At 37.5% G+C, this 19,754-nt stretch carries 13 protein-coding genes; 3 read left to right on the top strand and 10 right to left on the bottom strand.

What is annotated here, in order from left to right; genetic code table 11:
• Nucleotides 1-72 precede the first annotated feature (72 nt).
• Nucleotides 73-858 carry a hypothetical protein gene (locus J7604_RS01335; RefSeq protein ID WP_293890055.1) on the top strand — a complete coding sequence of 262 codons (786 nt, stop codon included), beginning with the start codon at nucleotides 73-75 and terminating at the stop codon, nucleotides 856-858.
• A 380-nt stretch (nucleotides 859-1,238) separates the two neighbouring features.
• Here J7604_RS01335 and J7604_RS01330 read toward each other — a convergent pair whose 3' ends face one another.
• From J7604_RS01330 to J7604_RS01285, 10 genes are all read right to left on the bottom strand, one after another.
• Nucleotides 1,239-1,826: a CAP domain-containing protein gene (locus tag J7604_RS01330; RefSeq protein WP_293890054.1), complete on the bottom strand. Its 588-nt coding sequence runs from the start codon at nucleotides 1,824-1,826 to the stop codon at nucleotides 1,239-1,241.
• Nucleotides 1,823-3,274, bottom strand: coding sequence for a glycosyltransferase family 39 protein (locus tag J7604_RS01325; protein ID WP_293890053.1), 1,452 nt, complete (start codon nucleotides 3,272-3,274; stop codon nucleotides 1,823-1,825). The genes J7604_RS01330 and J7604_RS01325 overlap by 4 nt, the downstream gene beginning before the upstream one ends.
• A 3-nt stretch (nucleotides 3,275-3,277) precedes the next feature.
• Nucleotides 3,278-3,814 (bottom strand): gamma carbonic anhydrase family protein, encoded by a 537-nt coding sequence (locus J7604_RS01320; RefSeq protein ID WP_293890047.1) that lies wholly within the window; start codon nucleotides 3,812-3,814, stop codon nucleotides 3,278-3,280.
• A 104-nt stretch (nucleotides 3,815-3,918) separates the two neighbouring features.
• Nucleotides 3,919-5,397: a glutamate synthase subunit beta gene (locus J7604_RS01315; RefSeq protein WP_293890046.1), complete on the bottom strand. Its 1,479-nt coding sequence runs from the start codon at nucleotides 5,395-5,397 to the stop codon at nucleotides 3,919-3,921.
• Nucleotides 5,390-9,943, bottom strand: coding sequence for a glutamate synthase large subunit (gene gltB, locus J7604_RS01310; protein WP_293890045.1), 4,554 nt, complete (start codon nucleotides 9,941-9,943; stop codon nucleotides 5,390-5,392). Before gltB ends, J7604_RS01315 begins: the two co-directional genes overlap by 8 nt.
• Nucleotides 9,944-10,538: 595 nt before the next feature.
• Nucleotides 10,539-11,834 carry a hypothetical protein gene (locus tag J7604_RS01305; protein WP_293890044.1) on the bottom strand — a complete coding sequence of 432 codons (1,296 nt, stop codon included), beginning with the start codon at nucleotides 11,832-11,834 and terminating at the stop codon, nucleotides 10,539-10,541.
• Nucleotides 11,831-13,087 carry a PQQ-binding-like beta-propeller repeat protein gene (locus J7604_RS01300; RefSeq protein WP_293890043.1) on the bottom strand — a complete coding sequence of 419 codons (1,257 nt, stop codon included), beginning with the start codon at nucleotides 13,085-13,087 and terminating at the stop codon, nucleotides 11,831-11,833. Before J7604_RS01300 ends, J7604_RS01305 begins: the two co-directional genes overlap by 4 nt.
• A 389-nt stretch (nucleotides 13,088-13,476) precedes the next feature.
• A complete protein-coding gene (locus J7604_RS01295; protein WP_293890042.1) occupies nucleotides 13,477-16,590 on the bottom strand; it encodes an ATP-dependent DNA helicase in 3,114 nt (1,037 codons plus the stop codon).
• Nucleotides 16,591-16,807: 217 nt separating this feature from the next.
• Nucleotides 16,808-17,431, bottom strand: a complete 624-nt coding sequence (locus J7604_RS01290) for a hypothetical protein (protein WP_293890041.1) — start codon at nucleotides 17,429-17,431, stop codon at nucleotides 16,808-16,810.
• A 58-nt stretch (nucleotides 17,432-17,489) separates the two neighbouring features.
• Complete coding sequence (locus tag J7604_RS01285) at nucleotides 17,490-17,705, bottom strand: hypothetical protein (protein ID WP_293890040.1); 216 nt, start codon at nucleotides 17,703-17,705, stop codon at nucleotides 17,490-17,492.
• Between the two features lie 184 nt (nucleotides 17,706-17,889).
• On the opposite strand from J7604_RS01285, the gene J7604_RS01280 reads away from it, so the two are divergent.
• A complete protein-coding gene (locus J7604_RS01280) occupies nucleotides 17,890-18,807 on the top strand; it encodes a mechanosensitive ion channel family protein (protein ID WP_293890039.1) in 918 nt (305 codons plus the stop codon).
• Between the two features lie 11 nt (nucleotides 18,808-18,818).
• Complete coding sequence (locus tag J7604_RS01275) at nucleotides 18,819-19,646, top strand: glycerophosphodiester phosphodiesterase family protein (RefSeq protein ID WP_293890038.1); 828 nt, start codon at nucleotides 18,819-18,821, stop codon at nucleotides 19,644-19,646.
• Nucleotides 19,647-19,754: the final 108 nt, after the last annotated feature.

Raw genomic sequence — 19,754 nt, 5'->3', positions numbered from 1 at the left:
TTCCCTCAGGAACACTCTTTTTCTCTACGCTGTTTTAATGATAATAGAATGGAACCTAAAGGGAAGAAACATATGAAAAAGGTATTTGTGTTAGTTCTGTTTGCTGTTTTTGGTACTTACGTTGTAAATGCACAGGATGACTCAGAACAGGAGATGAAAAAAGAGAAAACTGAAGTTAAGTCTGATGGTACTGTCAATGATGACGATGGAGTGGTAACAGCTAAAAATGAAAATGAGCATAAGGCTTATGAAGATCGGACTCGTGCCGGCCAGACTGTTGATAATGTAGGTCATGGGACTGTTCAGGGTATTCGCGGTGCAGGCAAAGGTGTAGGCAATGCTGCTAGCTGGACTTGGGAGAATACAAAACATAATAAAGTAACCAAGAAGATATTCGACCAACCTGAGAATGCTGAGGAAAGGCAATTAAAGGTCAATAAAAAGGCCATGAAAAAAGAACAGAAAAGGACTGAAAAAGAAGGCCTAAATGAATCTAAAACATATCAGGACGACCAGAACACTGGTGAAGAAGCTAAGAGAGATGTACAAAAAGGTGCCGAAGAAACTAAGGAAGGGGTGCAAAAAGGTGCTGAAGAAACCGGAGATGCTGCAAGTACTGCCTGGGATAAAACCAAGCATAATAAAGCTACAAAAGAAGTTTTTGACCAGCCTGGTGATGTAGATCAAAAGGATAAAGACAAAAAAGATAAAGATAAAAGAGGTGCTTCTTCAAAAACCACTCAAACAGAAGTAAAAACCAAAGATGGTAAAACAACCACCAAACAAAAGAAAACAAAAGTGGATGACGAAGGAAATGCAACAGTAAAAAAGAAAAAAGAGACAAGTAGTAGTAATTAATTAGAGACCATTACAATTGGCTAATATAAAAACCCTGTAAATGTAACACAGGGTTTTTTTTACATAAGAACTAAGGGAAAATTTGTACTAAAAAAGGAGTCATATTTTAAAACCCAATGATAATCACACTCTTAAAATTTTTTCTTATTATGTGGATATATTCCTTATATTAATTGTCTTTTTCATATAAAAAATGGTATATTTACCTCAAATCTCTATAGATCCAAATAGTCTTAAAAGATCTGAAAAGCAACAAATTCAGTTTTTCCTTTTTTTAACATTTTCCTGTTAAAATTATTATTAAAGTACCTTAGCTTAAAGCTTTAACTAAGGCTAATTACTTCAGCTTAAAAAACCAAAAATACATTTTTACTACCACCTTAGTGAAAATCAAGTACTGCACAGGTTCCTGTCTTCGGATGGGAGCCTGACGCAGTACCCATTTTAGAAAAATTTCCAAGGCAGATTTTACGATGTCCTAAAGATTTAATTTTCTCATCAATAAGCAGCTGCATCACTATATCACGCCCGGTATCCATCCCATAAGAGCAACATTCTCCCTGGTATGTTATCTCGCATCGTTTTCTTTCATGGCCCATCTTCCCAGATTTAGCTTGTTCCTTTGCAAGACATAAAGCCTCTTTATACATGTCCTCATCAGCATACACAGGCGGCAAAGGATCCATTTTCCTTAAATCTTTCAGAAGTGATTTAACATATGGAGAATTTTTCAGATAGTCACCGTACTTTGCCGGAGGGGTATAATGTTCCACTTCATAGTCTGCAAATTTTGCGGGATATAGTCGGGCCAGATTCAGGGAAAGAAATATATCCTTTTCCACCTGGGTTAAATAACTTACGTCTTTCGCCGTGTTCGCCATTGCCAATTCCTCATCTGTCCACCCAGAGTTTCTAAAGGAAAAAAGACTAAACACAATAAATAAAAACCAAACAGATAACTTTTTCATTTTCTTAGATAAACAGAGCCACTATAACCAGCTTTCTCAAGGTTAGATAATATTTCGCGATTACCGTTTTTTGTCATCTCAGACCTAAAAATTGCAACCTTTTCAAGGTCTCCCATTTTGATGTAATACTCAATAATCTCAGCATTCTTTGGCTTCATTACTTCAGATGCAATAAGGAAATTATACTTAAAATCTAACCTATGCTTTCTTTCTCTTGACTCCAACGTATCATACTGATCAAAAAGTTGAAATTCTGATCCATTTTTTTTGACAGAATAATAATAAAGAGCATCACCCACTACTTTGCTTCCGGGAGGAATATTGTCCCGAACAAAAGAATCGGCTAATTGGGGATCTCTTACCTTTCGGCTTGCTAATACCTGATCTGCTTTAACAACAGAATATGTCAGATTAAAAATTAAAAGAAACAAAACAGGTAATGAATAAAGCACTTTCAAACCTTTTATACTTGGAATTAATGACCAGCTATAAAAAATAAGGATATAATAAAAAGGAATGATAAAAGAGGAATAAGGCCCCCAATCCAGCACTATCAGATAAAACGAAATAATAACAATGAGACTAATTATAACAAGCGGATTAAAATATGCCTTGCCTTGTTTTGTGAGACCATAAATCAGAGCCGCAAGACCCACAAAAATAAGACAGTACTCATGTTGTGGAATATATAAGTTGGGCCCGATGTATTGACCATTGGCAGAATTTGTAACTCCATTTATTGTTAAGTAATAATTGACAAAACCTCCAAAACCTCCAAATCCAACATATATCCATACAGGATATATCAATAGAAATGGCAAAGCCCAAAGAAAAGCCTTTTTAAATTGTTTGTTTTTATAAATATCTATCAAGAGAAATATAAATAAGGGCCAAAGGACAACAATGGCTCTTGGAGTTGTAAGCAGTGACAATACACCAGCAATGCCACTGACAAGAACATTATTATTCCCTCCTTTCAGAAAATAAAATATTGCAACAAGACAAAAGCATAGTGCTGTAAGGTCCATTCTACCCTGATGAAATGCGAGACTGAAAAAAGGATCAGTAAGAATAGAGATAATCAAAATCTTATATTTCCATGATTCGGCAGGAACCTGGCTTTTAACAATTGAATAAGTAAGTCTTACACAAAGCAACCCAGACAATAAAGCAATAATCCTGAATTGCCCAATACCAAAACCAAAAAGCTTCATCGATAATCCTGTAAGAAAAAAGTAAACAGGTCCGTAAGTTAGAGCTGGACGCCCGTTCCTGGCATATGAGGCTATTTCAGGAACAAAACTGCCATTGCTTATGAAGTTATCCGCAATACTTGCAAAATAAACTTCATCAAACCATGGCAACGGTTGTATTTCCAGAGTAAAAAGATGATAGGCTATTATCAATAGTAAAAAGCCAAAAAACAGGTAATTGCTTAGGCGATTCATTTCTTATAAAGAAATATCTTCACTGCTATCCTTGTACCAACCTGCATACTTTACATAGTTGTTTGCAATCCGATTGATTATACCTTCCACATGTTCGCTTCCGGCATCTTTTACCTTTTTTGCCGGAACTCCTGCATAGATACTACCAGATTCTATTCTTGTATTTTCCAGAACTACTGCGCCTGCTGCGATAATAGAGTTCTTTTCAACATATGCATGATCCATAATAATTGCCCCCATACCCACAAGTACATTATCTTCGAGTGTACAGCCATGAACTATTGCATGATGACCAATAGAAACATTGTTTCCAATTGTTGTTGCGGCCTTTTGGTAAGTACAATGAACGCAGGCACCATCCTGGATATTCACTTTGTTACCTATCCTGATTGCATTTACGTCTCCACGAATAACTGCGTTAAACCAAACAGTGCAATCATCACCCATCTTTACATCTCCAACGATAGTAGCATTTTCAGCTATATAGATATTTTCCCCGAACTCAGGTTTCTGACCATTTAAAGCTTTTATAATTGGCATCTTGATTTTTGATTTACGATAAATATATAAAATATAGAGCATAAAAAAACCTTCGGCTAACACCGAAGGTTTTTCATATTACAAGCTTATTTAGCTTTAGTATATTAAAGGCTATTAACGTTAAGCATTGAAACATCTTTAGCTTCAAGCTTAGATTCTCCCATAAGGAAAGTATCTACATTTCTTGCAGCTTCTCTACCTTCAGAGATCGCCCAAACTACTAGCGACTGACCTCTTCTCATATCTCCTGCGGAGAATACTTTCGGCACAGATGTCTGATATTTCTCATTACACTTAACATTCCCTCTTTCATCATATTCCACACCAAGCTCATTCAGCATACCTGAATGTTGCGGGTGAAGGAATCCGATTGCTAGAAGTGCCAATTCGCAAGGAATGATTTTTTCAGTACCAGGTACTTCCTGATATTTTGGCATTTTGCCATCTTCAGGGGTACTCCAGCCCATTTCAGCGATTTTGATACCTGTAAGCTTGCCATCGCTATCACCAACGAATTCTTTGGTAAATATCGCCCAGTTTCTGTTACATCCTTCCTCGTGAGAAGTAGATGTTCTCAGAATCATAGGCCAGTTTGGCCAAGGCATAGTGGCATCTCTTTCTGCAGGAGGCTTAGGTAATAATTCAACCTGAGTGATTGATTTTGCTTTATGTCTGTTAGAAGTACCAACGCAGTCAGAACCTGTATCCCCACCACCAATTACTACAACATTTTTACCTGTAGCCCATATCTCTTCTTCCGGTTTGAAAGTTTTTCCGCTCACACGGCCATTTTGTTGAGTAAGGAACTCCATTGCAAAGTGTACGCCTTTAAGGTTTCTTCCAGGGATAGGTACATCTCTTGGTATTGTTGAACCTCCGGTAAGAACGATGGCATCAAATTCCTTCAACACATCTTTTACCTTCACATTGTCGCCAACGTTAGAGTTTGTTTTGAAGACAACTCCTTCGTCTTCCATCAACTTCACTCTTCTTTCAACTACCCACTTCTCTAATTTGAAGTCAGGAATACCGTAACGAAGAAGACCTCCAATCTGATCAGCTCTTTCAAAAACAGTAACTGAATGTCCAGCTTTGTTCAACTGAGCAGCAGTTGCAAGACCAGCAGGACCGGAACCGATTACTGCTACCTTTTTACCTGTTCTTTCTTTAGGGGCTTTAGCTTTGATATAACCTTTAGCGAAAGCAACCTCAACTATATTTTTTTCGATCTCTTCGATCGTCACGGGAGGTTTGTTGATACCTAATACACAGGCAGCCTCACAAGGAGCTGGGCAAATTCTTCCTGTAAATTCAGGGAAGTTATTTGTAGAAAGAAGGATTTCAGCCGCTTCCTCCCAGTTCTTTTCATAAACTGCATCATTGAATTCAGGTATGATGTTGCCAAGAGGACAACCGCTGTGGCAGAAAGGTACGCCACAGTTCATACATCTGGAGGCCTGAGTTTCTACCTTCTCAGTTCCGAATTCCAAATACAATTCTTTGTAATCACCGATCCTGTCTTTAGGATCTCTTTTCTTTGGCAGTTCTCTGCCGAATTCCATGAATCCCGTTGGCTTACCCATGTTGTACCAAGACCTCCTTGTCTGTAGTTCCCTTATTTAATTGTTTTCTTTTTAGTAGGACAGCTTTGTAATCTGTAGGCATTACTTTTACAAAGTCAGCAAGTGCACTGTCCCAGTTATTTAATATATTCTCAGCTACATCACTTCCTGTGAAAGTGTGATGATTTTTGATCAGTTCTTTTAGAGATGCTGCATCTTCGTCAGATATCTTGTCAAACTCAACCATTTCCATGTTGCATCTCGCAGGGAATTTCTTTTGCGGATCGTAAACATAAGCGATACCACCGCTCATACCTGCTGCAAAATTTCTTCCTGTTTCTCCGAGAATGACAGCGATACCACCAGTCATGTATTCACAACCATGATCTCCAACTCCTTCTACAACTGCTTTAGCTCCTGAGTTACGCACGCAGAAACGCTCACCTGCTTGTCCTCTGATATAAGCATCTCCAGAAGTTGCTCCATAGAAGCAAACGTTTCCAACGATGATGTTATCGCTTGGATTGAATTTCGAAGATTTATCCGGGTAAAGAATTAAGCGACCTCCTGATAGTCCTTTACCGAAGTAGTCATTTGATTCCCCTTCAAGTTCGAACTTGATACCAGGTGCTCCAAATGCTCCGAAGCTTTGACCAGCAGAACCTTTGAATTTATAGTGAACAGTTCCGGCAGATAATCCTTGTCCTTTGTATCTCGTAGAGATTTCGTAAGAAAGCATTGTTCCTGCAGAACGATCAATATTGGTAATATTGAATTCTCCTGTAACTGGTTTTTGAGCATCCAATGCAGGTTTTGCCTGTTTGATCATCTCAAGATCAAGTATCGCATCGATACCGTGATCCTGCTCCATCTGCTTGTAGATACCTACTTCAGGACCAGCAGGTGCCTTAAATAGAATTGCAGAAAGGTCAATGTTCTTATGCTTCCAGTGAGTAATATTGTCGCGCACTTCAAGCTTATCTACCTGACCGATCATTTCATTGATCGTTCTGAAGCCAAGTTCTGCCATGATTTCTCTTAGCTCAGTTGCCATGAAAGTGAAAAGATTCACTACATGCTCAGGTTTTCCTGTAAACAATGCTCTAAGTTCTTTATCCTGGGTTGCCACACCAACCGGGCAAGTATTCAGATGGCATTTACGCATGATGATACAACCTGTAGAAACAAGGGCTGCAGTTGCAACACCCCACTCTTCAGCACCAAGAAGCGCTGCGATTGCAAGGTCTCTTCCGGTTTTCATCTGTCCGTCTGCCTGAACAGTGATACGGCTTCTTAAATTATTTCTTACAAGAGTCTGGTGCGCTTCAGCAAGACCAAGCTCCCATGGCAGACCCGCGTGTTTAATTGAGCTAATTGGAGAAGCTCCTGTTCCACCGTCGTGACCAGCGATAAGAACTACGTCTGAGTGCGCTTTTGCTACACCGGCAGCGATTGTTCCAACTCCCGCTTCAGAAACAAGTTTCACGTTGATTCTTGCTTTCGGATTCGAGTTTTTAAGGTCGAAGATCAGCTGAGCAAGGTCTTCAATAGAATAGATATCATGGTGAGGAGGAGGAGAAATAAGACCTACTCCAGGAGTAGAGTGTCTTACACGACCTATCCAGTCATCCACTTTATGACCAGGAAGCTGACCACCTTCACCAGGTTTAGCACCCTGCGCCATTTTAATTTGTAATTCATCCGCATTAGCAAGATAGTAGCTGGTAACACCAAATCTTCCTGATGCAACTTGTTTTATAGCAGATCTTTCCCAGTCTCCGTTTGCCTTTTTCTCAAATCTGATTTCATCTTCTCCACCTTCCCCGCAATTGCTCTTTCCGCCGATTCTGTTCATTGCGATAGCAAGAGTTGAGTGAGCTTCGTGAGAAATGGAACCGAAAGACATGGCACCAGTAGCAAAGCGTTTGAAAATACTTTCCATTGGTTCCACTTCACTTAAAGGAATTGGATCGTTGCTCGACTTGAATTTTAATAAACTTCTTAATGTAGCAGCTTTATCACTTTGGTCATTGATCAGTTTTGCATATTTCTTGTAAACCTGATAATCACCTGTTTTTGTAGCCTGCTGTAATAAGTGAATTGTCTGAGGATTGAATAAGTGGAATTCACCTCTACGCTTCCATTGATAAATACCACCAACTTCAAGTTTCGGATTGTAAACCGGAGTTTCTGGGAATGCAGTTTCATGCTTTAATAAAGCCTCTTTTGCAATTCCGTCTAAAGTAAGACCACCGATTCTTGAAACTGTATTCGTGAAATATTTGTCAATTACCTCCTTGTGAATGCCAAGCGCTTCGAAAATCTGAGCACCTTGATAAGACTGAAGTGTTGAAATACCCATTTTAGAGAATACTTTCAACAAGCCTTCATTAATAGCTTTGATGTAATTATAGAATAACTTCTCTTCAGGAAGATCAACTTTAAGAATGTTCTTATTCTTAAGGTCAATAATACTTTCGAATGCCAGATAAGGGTTAACAGCAGAAGCCCCAAAGCTGATAAGAGTAGCAAAGTGGTGAACTTCCCAAGCGTCTCCAGCTTCTACCACGATACCTACTTTTCCTCTAAGGCCTTTTCTCATCAAATGATGGTGAACTGCAGCTGTAGCAAGAAGAGAAGGAATTGCAGCATGACTTGTATCAACACTTCTGTCAGAAAGAAGGATAATTGAGAAACCATCTTCTACAGCATCCGCAGCATACTGACAGATTCTGTTAAGCGCTTTTTCAAGGGTCCCAGGTTTATCTTCCGCTTTGAAGAAAGTATTGATTGTTTTTGTCTGGAAATAAGCTTGATCCAGGTATCTTAATTTCTCAAGATCTTTGTTTGTAAGAATTGGCTGACTTAGCTCAACTTGTCTGCAGTGAAGAGGAGACTCTTCAAGAAGGTTAAGCGAACCACCAACATAAGACACCAATGACATAACCATCTTTTCACGGATAGGGTCAATTGGAGGGTTGGTCACCTGAGCAAACAATTGTTTGAAGTAGTGAGATAAGTGCTGGCTCTGATCAGAAAGGATAGCAAGAGGAGCATCGGTACCCATAGATCCGATAGGTTCTTTTCCCGTTGCAGCCATTTCTGCGATGATTGTTTTAAGATCTTCCTTGCTGTAACCGAAAGCCTGTTGTCTTTTTAACAAAGTACTTTCGTCAGGCTGATGGAATGTTCCTAGAGGCTCCGGAAGGTCTTTAATCTTAATTTTATTTTTAAGCCACTCTTTGTATGGCTTGCTTGTACAGATTTCTTTCTTCAGGTCTTCGTCGCTGATGATTTTACCTTGCTCGAGATCAACCACGAACATTTTACCAGGCTGAAGTCTCCCCTTTTTAACGATTTTTGCTGGATCTACATCAACAACACCAGCCTCAGATGCCATAATTACAATGTCATCTTCAGTTACACACCATCTGGATGGTCTTAATCCGTTTCTATCTAGTGTAGCTCCAACGATTTTCCCGTCGGTAAAAGAAATAGAAGCAGGACCATCCCAAGGCTCCATAAGAGCTGCATGATATTCATAGAATGCCTTTTTCTCTTCTGTCATGTCTTTGTTGCCATCCCAAGCTTCAGGAACAAGCATCATCATTACATGAGGAAGAGATCTTCCGCTAAGAACAAGAAGTTCGATAGCATTATCCAGGTTAGCAGAGTCAGAAGCTGTGGAGTCACAGATAGGCAGGATCATGTCCAGCTCTTCTCTGGTAAAATATTTGGATTCAAAACCAGCTTCCTGAGCTCTCATCCAGTTCACGTTTCCTTTTACAGTATTGATCTCACCATTGTGGGCGATGTATCTGAAAGGTTGTGCAAGTCTGAATGATGGGAATGTGTTGGTAGAGAATCTTGAGTGCACTACCGCGATTGCAGAAATAACTCTTTTATTCTGAAGGTCAGGGAAGAAAGATCTTACCTGGGCTGTCATCAACTGACCTTTGTAAACAATTGTTTTGTAAGACAATGACACAATATGGAAAGCGTCATTGATATTAGGAAGCTGGAAAGTTTCCCTTACGATTCTGGTAGTATAATTTCTCAGGATAAACAGCTTTCTCTCAAAATCGTCGCTGGTTTTGATGCTGTCAGGCTTTTGAACAAATACCTGTTCCATAGTCGGCTCCACCGCGATTGCGCTAGGACCGATGTCTGAATTGTTTGTAGGAAGTTTTCTGTATCCAAGCAAAGTCAATCCTAATTTTTCAATATTTCTATTGAGGATAGCCCTGCAATCTTCACGAAGCTTCTCATCCTTTGGGAAGAAAACAGTTCCCACACCGTATTGTCCGAATGGCGGAAGCTTAATTCCGATCTTGACACACTCGTCTACGAAAAACTCGTGCGGAACCTGGATAAGAATACCCGCTCCATCACCCGTGTTGTTTTCGCAACCACACGCCCCTCTATGCTCCATTCTTGCAAGCATTTTGAGAGCATTATCAACGATCTCATGGGATTTCCTTCCCTTCACGTTGGCGACAAATCCGATACCGCATGAGTCACGCTCAAAGCTGGAATCGTACAATCCAGAAGTTTCTTGTTCTGCCATTAACCTGAAATTATTTTCCAATAATCTGTATTATGATATTTCTAATTTTAGCGGGGATCTTCTTAACGAAAACGTGTTAATCTTTACCTGAATAATCTAAAATTGGTTCCAAATCCCATTTCAGGGTGCTGAAAATGGGTCTTATTATCAAAGTTACCTCAAATTATCCAAGAAAAGACTTACAAATCCCCCCGATTTCTTACATCTATCTTTTGATATCTTTTATCGACCCGATCAACCATTTTTAAGGCAGTTTTTTTCAAAGACGACTGATTAAATATAAAAAAAAAATGTTAAAAAAACCAGCAATTTTGGATTATTAAAGCCAGGAAATTTAATATTTCCAAAAAAATCAATCTTATATTGGACTATTCTAATATTTTTTTTAATTATTGTGACAACAAAACAGAGGCGATTAGTCTATTGATTTTGTAGAATATATGTTTAAAAAAAGCACTTTTGTAGTGACAAATAAGATTGGACATCTATCAACAAGAAGGTAAAAAATCAATAGAAATCTTTAAATTATTATAAATATTCCCTTACTACTTACAATTAAAAATCTTGAAGCTTAAAAAAATTAGCTTAATGAAAATCACATAGTTAACAATTTATGAAAGTGATTATAAGATTTTATGGTTTCCTCACATTGCATCAAATAAAATTCAAGCACTCCTGTGACAGGGGCAGATTTAACTTCAGAAACCTTATCAAAAGAGAATTGATTATCATCATCTACAGAAATGACAATAAGTTCTGAAGATGGCTTTATAGGCACCTTTTGAGCAGCTTTCCCGGAAATTTTCCTAACAGTATTAAATTTCATATCCAATAGATAAACATCATTTTCAGATATTCTTAGAGATGGATTTGAAAATTTAAGAGTTGAAAGATATATCTGCTCCTCTTCTTTTAGCCTTTTTCTGGCGATATTCCATGCTCCTGTCTGGTTAATAGATAATTGATAATTGATAGATGTCTCCTCTGTTTTCAGAGCCTTGTTGACTTTGCCCTTTTCAACAACTATATACTCCTCACGGTTTTGCAACAGTTCTTCTCTAAAAGGAGTAATCAACGTTTTAAAGCTTCTTCCTTCATTGTTAGATAAAACAAGCTGGTACACTTTACTCTTTTTATCAATAAGTTTAAGCTGGGTTTTGGTCCACAATATCTTAAATGCCCAAGAATTCTTTCTTGGATCAATTTTATCGTTGTCACCGATATATGCCCATTTAAGATCTTTAAATTCCTTTAACTCAGGATAGTCATTTTGGTCAATTTCAAGATCAAAAAGAAACAAATCCTCCTTACGTAATCTAACTTTAGATAGGTATTTTTGATTTCCAACCTCAAATGCTGGTAGTTTTTCCGCTGAATAATCATCTGAATATTGCCAAACAAGATTCAGAGTATCAAAATGGTAAACTCCATAATCAGAAGTCAAAGGTGCAGGGGCTGTATATTTCAAATCAATTTTACTTCCTGAAGACAGAAATACTGGTTGATTTCTTACGAATGCTTTAATTTCAATCACCTCAGCAGTTTCAAGAAGTCTTTCTCCCGTAGAATCATAATTCATTGGAAGACCACTTAAGAAGATATCCGCGGCATTATCCAATTGTCTGTATTTTATCAGAACTCTCTCATTTATCAATTCTCCGCTTTTATCAACAAAAGCTTTTGCAGGAATCACAATTTTTGTCCCCCTTTGAGAAATAAATTCTCCACCTTCTTCTCCAACTATCTCGAACGTTTCATAAGGCACGTTCACTTTTTCAAATGGTGCTATTACCACCGGTGTTTCTTTCTTTATCAAGTAATAAAAAACCCCGGCCCAACCTAAAAAGGCAAGCAATAATAATAGATACCAATTTCTGACTACTTTTTTCATCTTTTAATCTGGTAGCAATACAAATAACCATCATAGCTGCTTATAAGCAGCTCTTTTTTATTATCTCCGTCGACATCGACAAACAATGGAGAACACTCTGAACCCCGAGAAAAGGAAAATACTTTCTGAATACTTCCATCTATACCTAAAAAAGCAAGTTTACCAGATTCCATAGGAACTATGACCTGACTGGCACCCTTTTCAAGAGCATCTTCTACAATTGGGGTGGCAGTAATTTTTCCCTCTATAGCAGAATATTTTATGTCTCCTGTATCAAAATTCAATACGCTTATTCCATTTTCATGGCAAACGATCAGCTTATTCTCCGGAAGCATCACTGGAAGCGCATCGGAGATCCAATGTGAAAATGCAAACTCTAATTGCTTTTTGCCAGCCTTATCCAACAAAAGGATAGATTTACCTGATGTAATCCCAAAGTAATTCTTTCCTCTATATTTGATGCTGACCGGAGATTGAGTAGTGCCAAAGAAAAAAGTATTGTATTTCCAAAGTTCCTCACCATTAGATCCGTCTATAGCATAAACAATACCATCTTTAGACGTTACTAACACATCCAAAATATCATCGTTATCGATATCAAAAGTAAGTGGCTTGCACATAAAGCCTGAGCCATTTTTAAAATGAGCAGCAATACGAAACACAAACCTGTTTTGAGTTTGCTCCCAGCCATTAAAGCCTTCCTGTTTGAAACTCCAGAGTTTCTTGCCATTTACCCCATTATAGGCTGCAATCTCTCCTGTTTCTGTAGCAAATACAGGATCCTTAACATTATCGTTATTAATATTGATTAAAGCAGGAGCCGATTCGATATCACCCGATGCAGGCATACTCCATAATAGTTTTCCGGCTGTTGAGTAGCAGAAAATTTCATCATTATCATTTCCAAAAAAAACTCTGCCATTATGAATACCAAGTCCATTAACATCTTCGTCACCGAAACCCTCCTTTTCTATATGCTTTAAAACGCCTCCAGTTTTCGCATTCAAAAAATAAACTCCGTTATTCTTATCTGTTACAGAATAATCTGCGAAATGCATTCCGTTAGAACCAACTATAATATTGCTATTACAATAAGAAATATTTGTTCGGTAAGACGTCCCCCCTATAAATCTCTTCCATTTTAAAGAAAAAAAATCATTTAGATCCTCAAGCCTATTAAAAGAAGTTTCATTACTGCTTATCTGAGTAAATACGAAAAATAATAAAACCGTAACAATGAGATTCTTTCTCATACGAGGATTTAAAAAGCCTAATATACTAATTATAAGATAATTATAAAAACTCCCTGTATTTAACCTATTCCTTTTACGCTAAAAAAAATTTCCGGTTATGAAAACCATCAGTATTTACACTGGCATAACTATTTCCTCTTGGAAAAAATCAATTCCACAATTCCGGAGTTTAAATATAATAAATTGCGACCTCTTCTCATCGTTTCAACATACAGGACTTTTCAAGAACTTATCCATTAGAAATCCACAATTCAATACTCTGAATACTCATTCAAAGAAAAAAGTCACTGTTGAATTTATAATCACAAGAAAATCAGGCAAAAAGAGCCGCGAATAGCTGCTTCAGACACTTTTCTACTAGACCTATAACTGGGAAAGATGGAAAATGTTTATTCGTCAACTTCAGAGTCCTGAATTTCGGTTCTGTAATGATGCTTTACAAAATTGCACCAATAACATTCTTCTTTATTACAACCTTGGGTAAACTCAAGATTCATAATTTTATCGTAAGTCGTTTTAATCTGCCCCTTAACTATTTCAATGTCCTCAGGCAGAACAAAAACCTTCTCCTTGATAAACTCCTTTTTACTATCTTTCTGAAGGAAATCTATTTCACCCGAAAGCATTTCATAATTTTTGGACTTATCACTGTCAAGAAGAATCCTGTAAAAAACAATCTGTCTCCAATAATCTCCTCCATTAGGATCCTTTTCTGAAGGCCTGTTCAATTTCTTTTTTCCATTTTCAGGGTTTCCAGTCTTATAGTCTACGACATTCACCTTCTTACCGTCAAACTCAATCTTATCCAGCGCTCCAGTAATTGGTACGCCTTCAACTTCTGTATTATTAATCCTATGCTCTACAGTTACAATTTTATTCCACTGACCAACATATTTGGCGTAGTAATCATATAAGAGTTCCTTTCCAAATTCTAATCTCCGTTCGTACTCCTTGTCTGTAAAATGAGACCGGTGATTATACATTCCAACGGAGAAGAAAGAATAAAATTCGTCTGCAGTTGGAAATTCGTTATTCTCTGATTTACTCATTCTCGAAAACAACATATAAAGGGCGCTGTGCATGGCATTTCCAAAACCCATACTCTCACTTCTTGCGGATGGCACTCTCAAGACATTCTCAAAATAAAAAGAAAGAGGGCATGACAAGAACTTATTTAAATGAGTAACACTCATCTTGTAGTTCTTCAAAGAGTCTTTCATGAATTCAACATCAGTAAAACTGAGTGCAGCAGGCCTTTCGCTTGCTAGAAGTGCGAACTGATAGTCTGATATCTCCTTTTCATTAAGCTCAGGATGTTTCACCTTAATAACTTCGGACTCCAATACCTCAGCAACAAACCTGGACATCTCCAGTTCCTTGCCAGCATTATCTCGAGCTGCATAAGAAATATGAAGATATTCCTTTGCTCTTGTCATTGCTACATAAAAAAGTCTTCTCTCTTCTTCTGTTTTATCTTCTGTATCCGCCTCTGTAAGTGTGTCGGGAATTTTGTATGTCTGAGACCTTGCTCTTTGTTTCTCCCAATTAGAAGAGGTACATGAAATAAGAAATACATGCCTGAACTCCAACCCCTTCGAAGAATGAGCAGTTACAAAGTTTATTCCCTTTTCAGCTTGTATTACTTTGTTGACTGTAAGTGAAATTCCGTTTTCCTTCATTTCTTTCAAAAGACTTAAAAAGGCCGGTAAGTCAAGAGAAGGATCCTTGGCAGTTTCGTCTTTTATGAAATCAAAAAATGTATTAACAACCTGCATCAACCAAATCTTATCGGGACTGTTCATGATATAACTCATGATACCTCCTTTGATAATAATCTTTTCAAAGAGCGTCTGTAATGTAATATTTGGAATTTCTTTAATCCAGTAAGATAAATTTTCTTCAAGAGCACTGATATGTCTCGCAGACTCAAGGTTCAGAAGAAAAAGCTTTTCTCTGCTGCTGATCACCTCTCTCCATGACTCTTTGCTTTCGTAGCATTTGCGGGCAATGCGGGCAATATCTCTTGTATTGATAGAGAAAAAGTTGTAGTGCATGATCTCATACAAAAGGAATTCTGCGGAATGAGGTCTGGCATATTCTTCTGACAAATATGTCAGAAGAGAAACGAGGGATTCTACAAATGGAAGATTCAGAATATTAGTCTGTTGTCTAACATTCAAAGGTATATTCCTTGTCTCTAGCATACGGACAAGGTTATCTACAATTTTGTGACTGCGGTAAATTACTGCAACCTCACTTAGATCTTCCCCACTTTCATAAAGCTTTATCAACTGATTCAGAATAATTGCCTCTTCATGAATCACATTGTAATATTCAAGAACATTAACTTCTACTTCTGATTCTGCAAAAGATCCTTTGGCATAAAGATCCTTACTCAGTCCATTAATCTTACGTACAAGCCTTTCTTCATTGAAGTTGATAAGACCAGCGGAGGAGTTGAGAATATTCTGAGAAGATCTATAGTTCTCAGTAAGAACGATCGTTTTGACATCTTCTTTGAAACGATCATAAAAATCTATGATATTCTTGACACTTGCTCCCTGAAATCTATATATTGATTGATCATCATCTCCTACGGCAAATATGTTGGGTTTGTCCCAATATCCGGTCAAGATATTAAGGATTTCATTCTGAGCCCCGTTGGTGTCCTGATATTCGTCCACAAGAAAATACAGATATTGCTCCTGATAACGGCGAAGTATTTCTTCATTGTTTCTGAAAGCCTCCAAAACCCAAAGAATCATATCGTTATAATCATATCGACGCTTTTTACGCATCATGCTCTCAAACCTTGGAAATTCCTGACAAGCAGCCCTTAATAATTCTAGTTTTGCTTCTTCTTCACTGATCTTATCTTTCTTTATATCACCTGCTTTGATCCCTTGCTTTGCATTAGCACGCTTGTATATAAAATCTTCTCTGAATGGAAGGCTCTCCAGATATTCTTTGATTTTCTCCTCGATAAGTTCAGGCGTCCAGTTTTCCTTCTTCATCAGGTTAAACAAAACCTGAAGCCTTCTCACTTCATAATAAACATCGCCTGTGTACCTTTTTAATGGATTTTTGGGTCCAAGATCATCAATCAATTCTTTGAATAAAAGAATAGACTCAAGCTCTGTTATAGGTTGTAATTCTCTAAAACCAAAATAATCCAGGTTTTCCTGAATAACCTGATTACAGAAAGAATGAAATGTGTGAATATGTACTTTATAGGCCTCTGGACCAATGAATTTCAGGAGCCTTTTTCGCATGGCAATTGTACCTGCGTCAGTATAAGTAAGACAGAGGATATTATGTGGACGAGCCTGAGTATCAGCGGAACTGAGGATGTATCCGATTCTTGCCGAAAGGATCTGGGTCTTGCCTGTACCAGGTCCGGCAATAACCAAAACAGGGCCTTCGAGGTGCTCTACAGCACTTTTCTGAGCCTCATTTAATTTAGAAAGTTCATCCTGAAAAGATTGATCGAAATGACTGGCCATATACAAATCTAAGTCATAACCATATTTAAACCGGGATTAATTACTAAAAAATTTGTAACTATAACTCAAAATATTGGGATAATAGATAATTAATTGTCGTTAATGATCTACTAGAGTTCTCAACGGCCTATGAATATTCTGGTCGAAAACATACAAAAAAGGAAAGGTTACAGCCTTTCCTTTTCAGAGTTGATAAAAGAGTCTTTTGGAGGTTCTTTTAATATATCCCCCCTTCGTCAGTCGAAATATTTGTTTCTACATGAACATCTTCAGGGTTAATTTCTTCATCAGGGTTTCCAAATTTATAATCCCCTTCAGTGGTGGTTTCCATGTCCGGGCAATAACATTGTGCCTTTTCAAAATCATAAGGTTCCCCGAAAGATTTGCCGTCTGATCTTTCCAGTTGGTTACATACTTCAGCATTTACTGTATTTTCGCCTCGCTCCTGATCCCCTATCTGTGAAATCTTATCATTAGATTTATCTTCATAATTCTCAGGGCTATTATACACTTCTGCCTCTTCCTTCTTATTAGCCTCACATTGAGGAGTACCTTCCAATTCAAGGGGTTCTATTTGATATGATTCCTCGGAAATTTTTTCTTCCTGCTCCGGAGATTCAATCACGTTTTCTTCCATTGAATAAATATCTCCCTCAGGAGTAACGCCTTGTTGAAATGTTTCATCAAAGGCAGGATCGTAGTCAGAATAACAACTTATTGAATTTTCATCCACCTGATAACAGATGAAAGAATCCTCATCGTCTTTATTATCCTGAGGCGTCTGAGCATGGGAATTAAACCCCCAACTCAATGCAATAATCAATCCCAACAGATATTTCATCAGCATCACATTTAGTTATCTCAATCCTAACCTGCCAGAAATTTTATAAGTTCCTCGCTTAGGATTCAAGCTCCGCTCGTTCCTTATCATACATCAACTGATCTTCTTCAGCCAGTTGTTTGATTTTACTTGTTTCACCCACATAAGGAAAATATTTAGCGCTATAACCAAACACACCAAGAAAAGCTGCAATCCCTGCTCCCTTCCAGACACTCTTACTGGAACCGTATTTGGATATCAACGATTTATTACTTGATTTGCCTTGATTTCCCATAAAACAATCATTTTGATTATACTTTAAAACAAAATAGCAAGGTTGTGAATTCCCTATATGTAAGGGATGATACCGAAAGCTTAACTGAATTATTTTCCTGGAAATTATGTTGCTTCAGTTGCCTATAAATCGTTACTTTTAATCCCTTATAATACCATCATATTAAACCATTTAGAGCAAAGAAATGAAAGACATTAAAGTAGAAATAAGTCTATTTACACAGGCTTATGAAATGATTTTTAAGAAACTGCTGGCTTGGTTTCAAACCTTTGCATTGATGATTCCAAACTTTATCTCTGCAATACTTATATTCATGACCTTTAGTATTCTGGCTAGGTTTGCTAAAAGGATGTCCCATAAAATTCTCTTGAAGACAAGCATTTCGGAAGACATCATTTTAATTCTTACAAGAATATTATCAATAGTCATTATTCTTGTAGGAGTCTTCTTCTGCCTGGGGATTCTTCATCTTGAGAAAACAGTTACCTCACTTCTTGCCGGTGCAGGTATCATTGGCCTTGCCCTCAGCTTTGCCTTTCAGGATCTTGCAACCAACCTTATCTCAGGTTTTATGCTTGCTGTTAAAAAACCATTTAAAGTAGGAGACCATGTAGAAACAAACAGCTACTCCGGCATTATCTCAGAAATAGATATACGTGCCATACACATAAAAACTTTTGAAGGACAGGAAGTGATTATTCCTTCTAAAGAAGTCTTTCAGAAGCCTATTAAAAATTTTACGACGTTCGGTGAGAGAAGGATTGAATTTGTTGTCGGTGTTTCCTATACCGATGACCTGGAAAAGGTTGCCAACCTAGCAAAAGTCGCTCTTGAAAGTGTTCCGGGAAGAGATACAAGCAAAAACGTTGAAGTATATTTTGACAATTTTGGTGAGACTTCTGTTAATCTTATTCTTCGTCTTTGGGTAAACCTGACACTTACAAAGAATGTATCATTGGTAAAGCATAATGCTATTATTAATATTCAAAAGCTCTTCAGAGCAAATTCAATAGTCATTCCTTTCCCTGCAAGGTTACAAGAAGACACATCAACAGAACCTCAACATCCTTCAATATTAAAACTTGAAGATTCCAACTTATAATACTTTTTAAAATGAAACATAAATTTGATTTTGAAGGCCACAGAGGCTGCAGAGGGCTGATGCCAGAGAATTCTATTCCTGGTTTCTTAAAAGCAATAGATCTTGGTGTGACTACACTGGAAATGGATGTTGTGATCAGCAAAGATAAGAAGGTTGTTGTATCACATGATCCTTTTTTCTCTCACGAGTTTTGCCTTAAGCCTGATGGATCTGAAATCAAAGAAGAGGAAGAAAGAAATTATAAGTTATTCGAAATGACTTATGAAGAAATAAAAACTTATGACTGCGGAAGTAAAGTACATCCAAGATTTCCCAAACAGAAAAAAATGCTCGTTTACAAGCCACTTCTGGAGGATGTTATAGATTCCGCAGAAGCACATGCTTCATCATTGAATCACCCGAAATTATTTTATAACATAGAGATCAAATCAACTATAGAAGGCGACAATATTTTTCATCCGCCATATGAAGAGTTTACAGATCTTCTGATAGAAGTTCTTCAGAAGAAAGGTATTCTTGACAGAACAATTGTGCAGTGCTTTGATTTACGCCCTCTTCAATATCTTCATAAAACCCGCCCTGATATAACTTTATCCTTTCTTGTTGAAAACACATCAAGCTTTCGGGAGAATCTTTCAATGCTAGGATTTATTCCTGCTATTTACAGCCCTGAGTATATACTTGTTGATAAGGAATTGATGAAGTTTGCAAAAGATAATAATATGAAAATTATTCCCTGGACAGTGAATGAAGTTGCAGAGATGAAGAAGCTGATAGAGATGGGAGTGGATGGGTTGATTTCGGATTATGTGGATAGGTATAAAGACATAAATAGTTAATGTGCCAGAAATCATCATTGATTTTAACCATTTAAATTATAGGGTTGTCAAACTTCAAGACAACCCTACAAAAAATGATCTCAATAATCTTGTCTAAGAACAAAGAAC

Source organism: Sporocytophaga sp. (assembly GCF_017745095.1).
Classification (GTDB): domain Bacteria; phylum Bacteroidota; class Bacteroidia; order Cytophagales; family Cytophagaceae; genus Sporocytophaga.
Note: the sequence above shows the minus strand (reverse complement) of the source record. Positions and strands in the feature narration are given on the sequence as shown.

Coding starts and splice junctions, on each gene's coding strand:
- J7604_RS01335 (WP_293890055.1), top strand. CDS start 73: ATGAAAAAGGTATTTGTGTTAGTTCTGTTTGCTGTTTTTGGTACTTAC.
- J7604_RS01330 (WP_293890054.1), bottom strand. CDS start 1,826: ATGAAAAAGTTATCTGTTTGGTTTTTATTTATTGTGTTTAGTCTTTTT.
- J7604_RS01325 (WP_293890053.1), bottom strand. CDS start 3,274: ATGAATCGCCTAAGCAATTACCTGTTTTTTGGCTTTTTACTATTGATA.
- J7604_RS01320 (WP_293890047.1), bottom strand. CDS start 3,814: ATGCCAATTATAAAAGCTTTAAATGGTCAGAAACCTGAGTTCGGGGAA.
- J7604_RS01315 (WP_293890046.1), bottom strand. CDS start 5,397: ATGGGTAAGCCAACGGGATTCATGGAATTCGGCAGAGAACTGCCAAAG.
- gltB (WP_293890045.1), bottom strand. CDS start 9,943: ATGGCAGAACAAGAAACTTCTGGATTGTACGATTCCAGCTTTGAGCGT.
- J7604_RS01305 (WP_293890044.1), bottom strand. CDS start 11,834: ATGAAAAAAGTAGTCAGAAATTGGTATCTATTATTATTGCTTGCCTTT.
- J7604_RS01300 (WP_293890043.1), bottom strand. CDS start 13,087: ATGAGAAAGAATCTCATTGTTACGGTTTTATTATTTTTCGTATTTACT.
- J7604_RS01295 (WP_293890042.1), bottom strand. CDS start 16,590: ATGGCCAGTCATTTCGATCAATCTTTTCAGGATGAACTTTCTAAATTA.
- J7604_RS01290 (WP_293890041.1), bottom strand. CDS start 17,431: ATGAAATATCTGTTGGGATTGATTATTGCATTGAGTTGGGGGTTTAAT.
- J7604_RS01285 (WP_293890040.1), bottom strand. CDS start 17,705: ATGGGAAATCAAGGCAAATCAAGTAATAAATCGTTGATATCCAAATAC.
- J7604_RS01280 (WP_293890039.1), top strand. CDS start 17,890: ATGAAAGACATTAAAGTAGAAATAAGTCTATTTACACAGGCTTATGAA.
- J7604_RS01275 (WP_293890038.1), top strand. CDS start 18,819: ATGAAACATAAATTTGATTTTGAAGGCCACAGAGGCTGCAGAGGGCTG.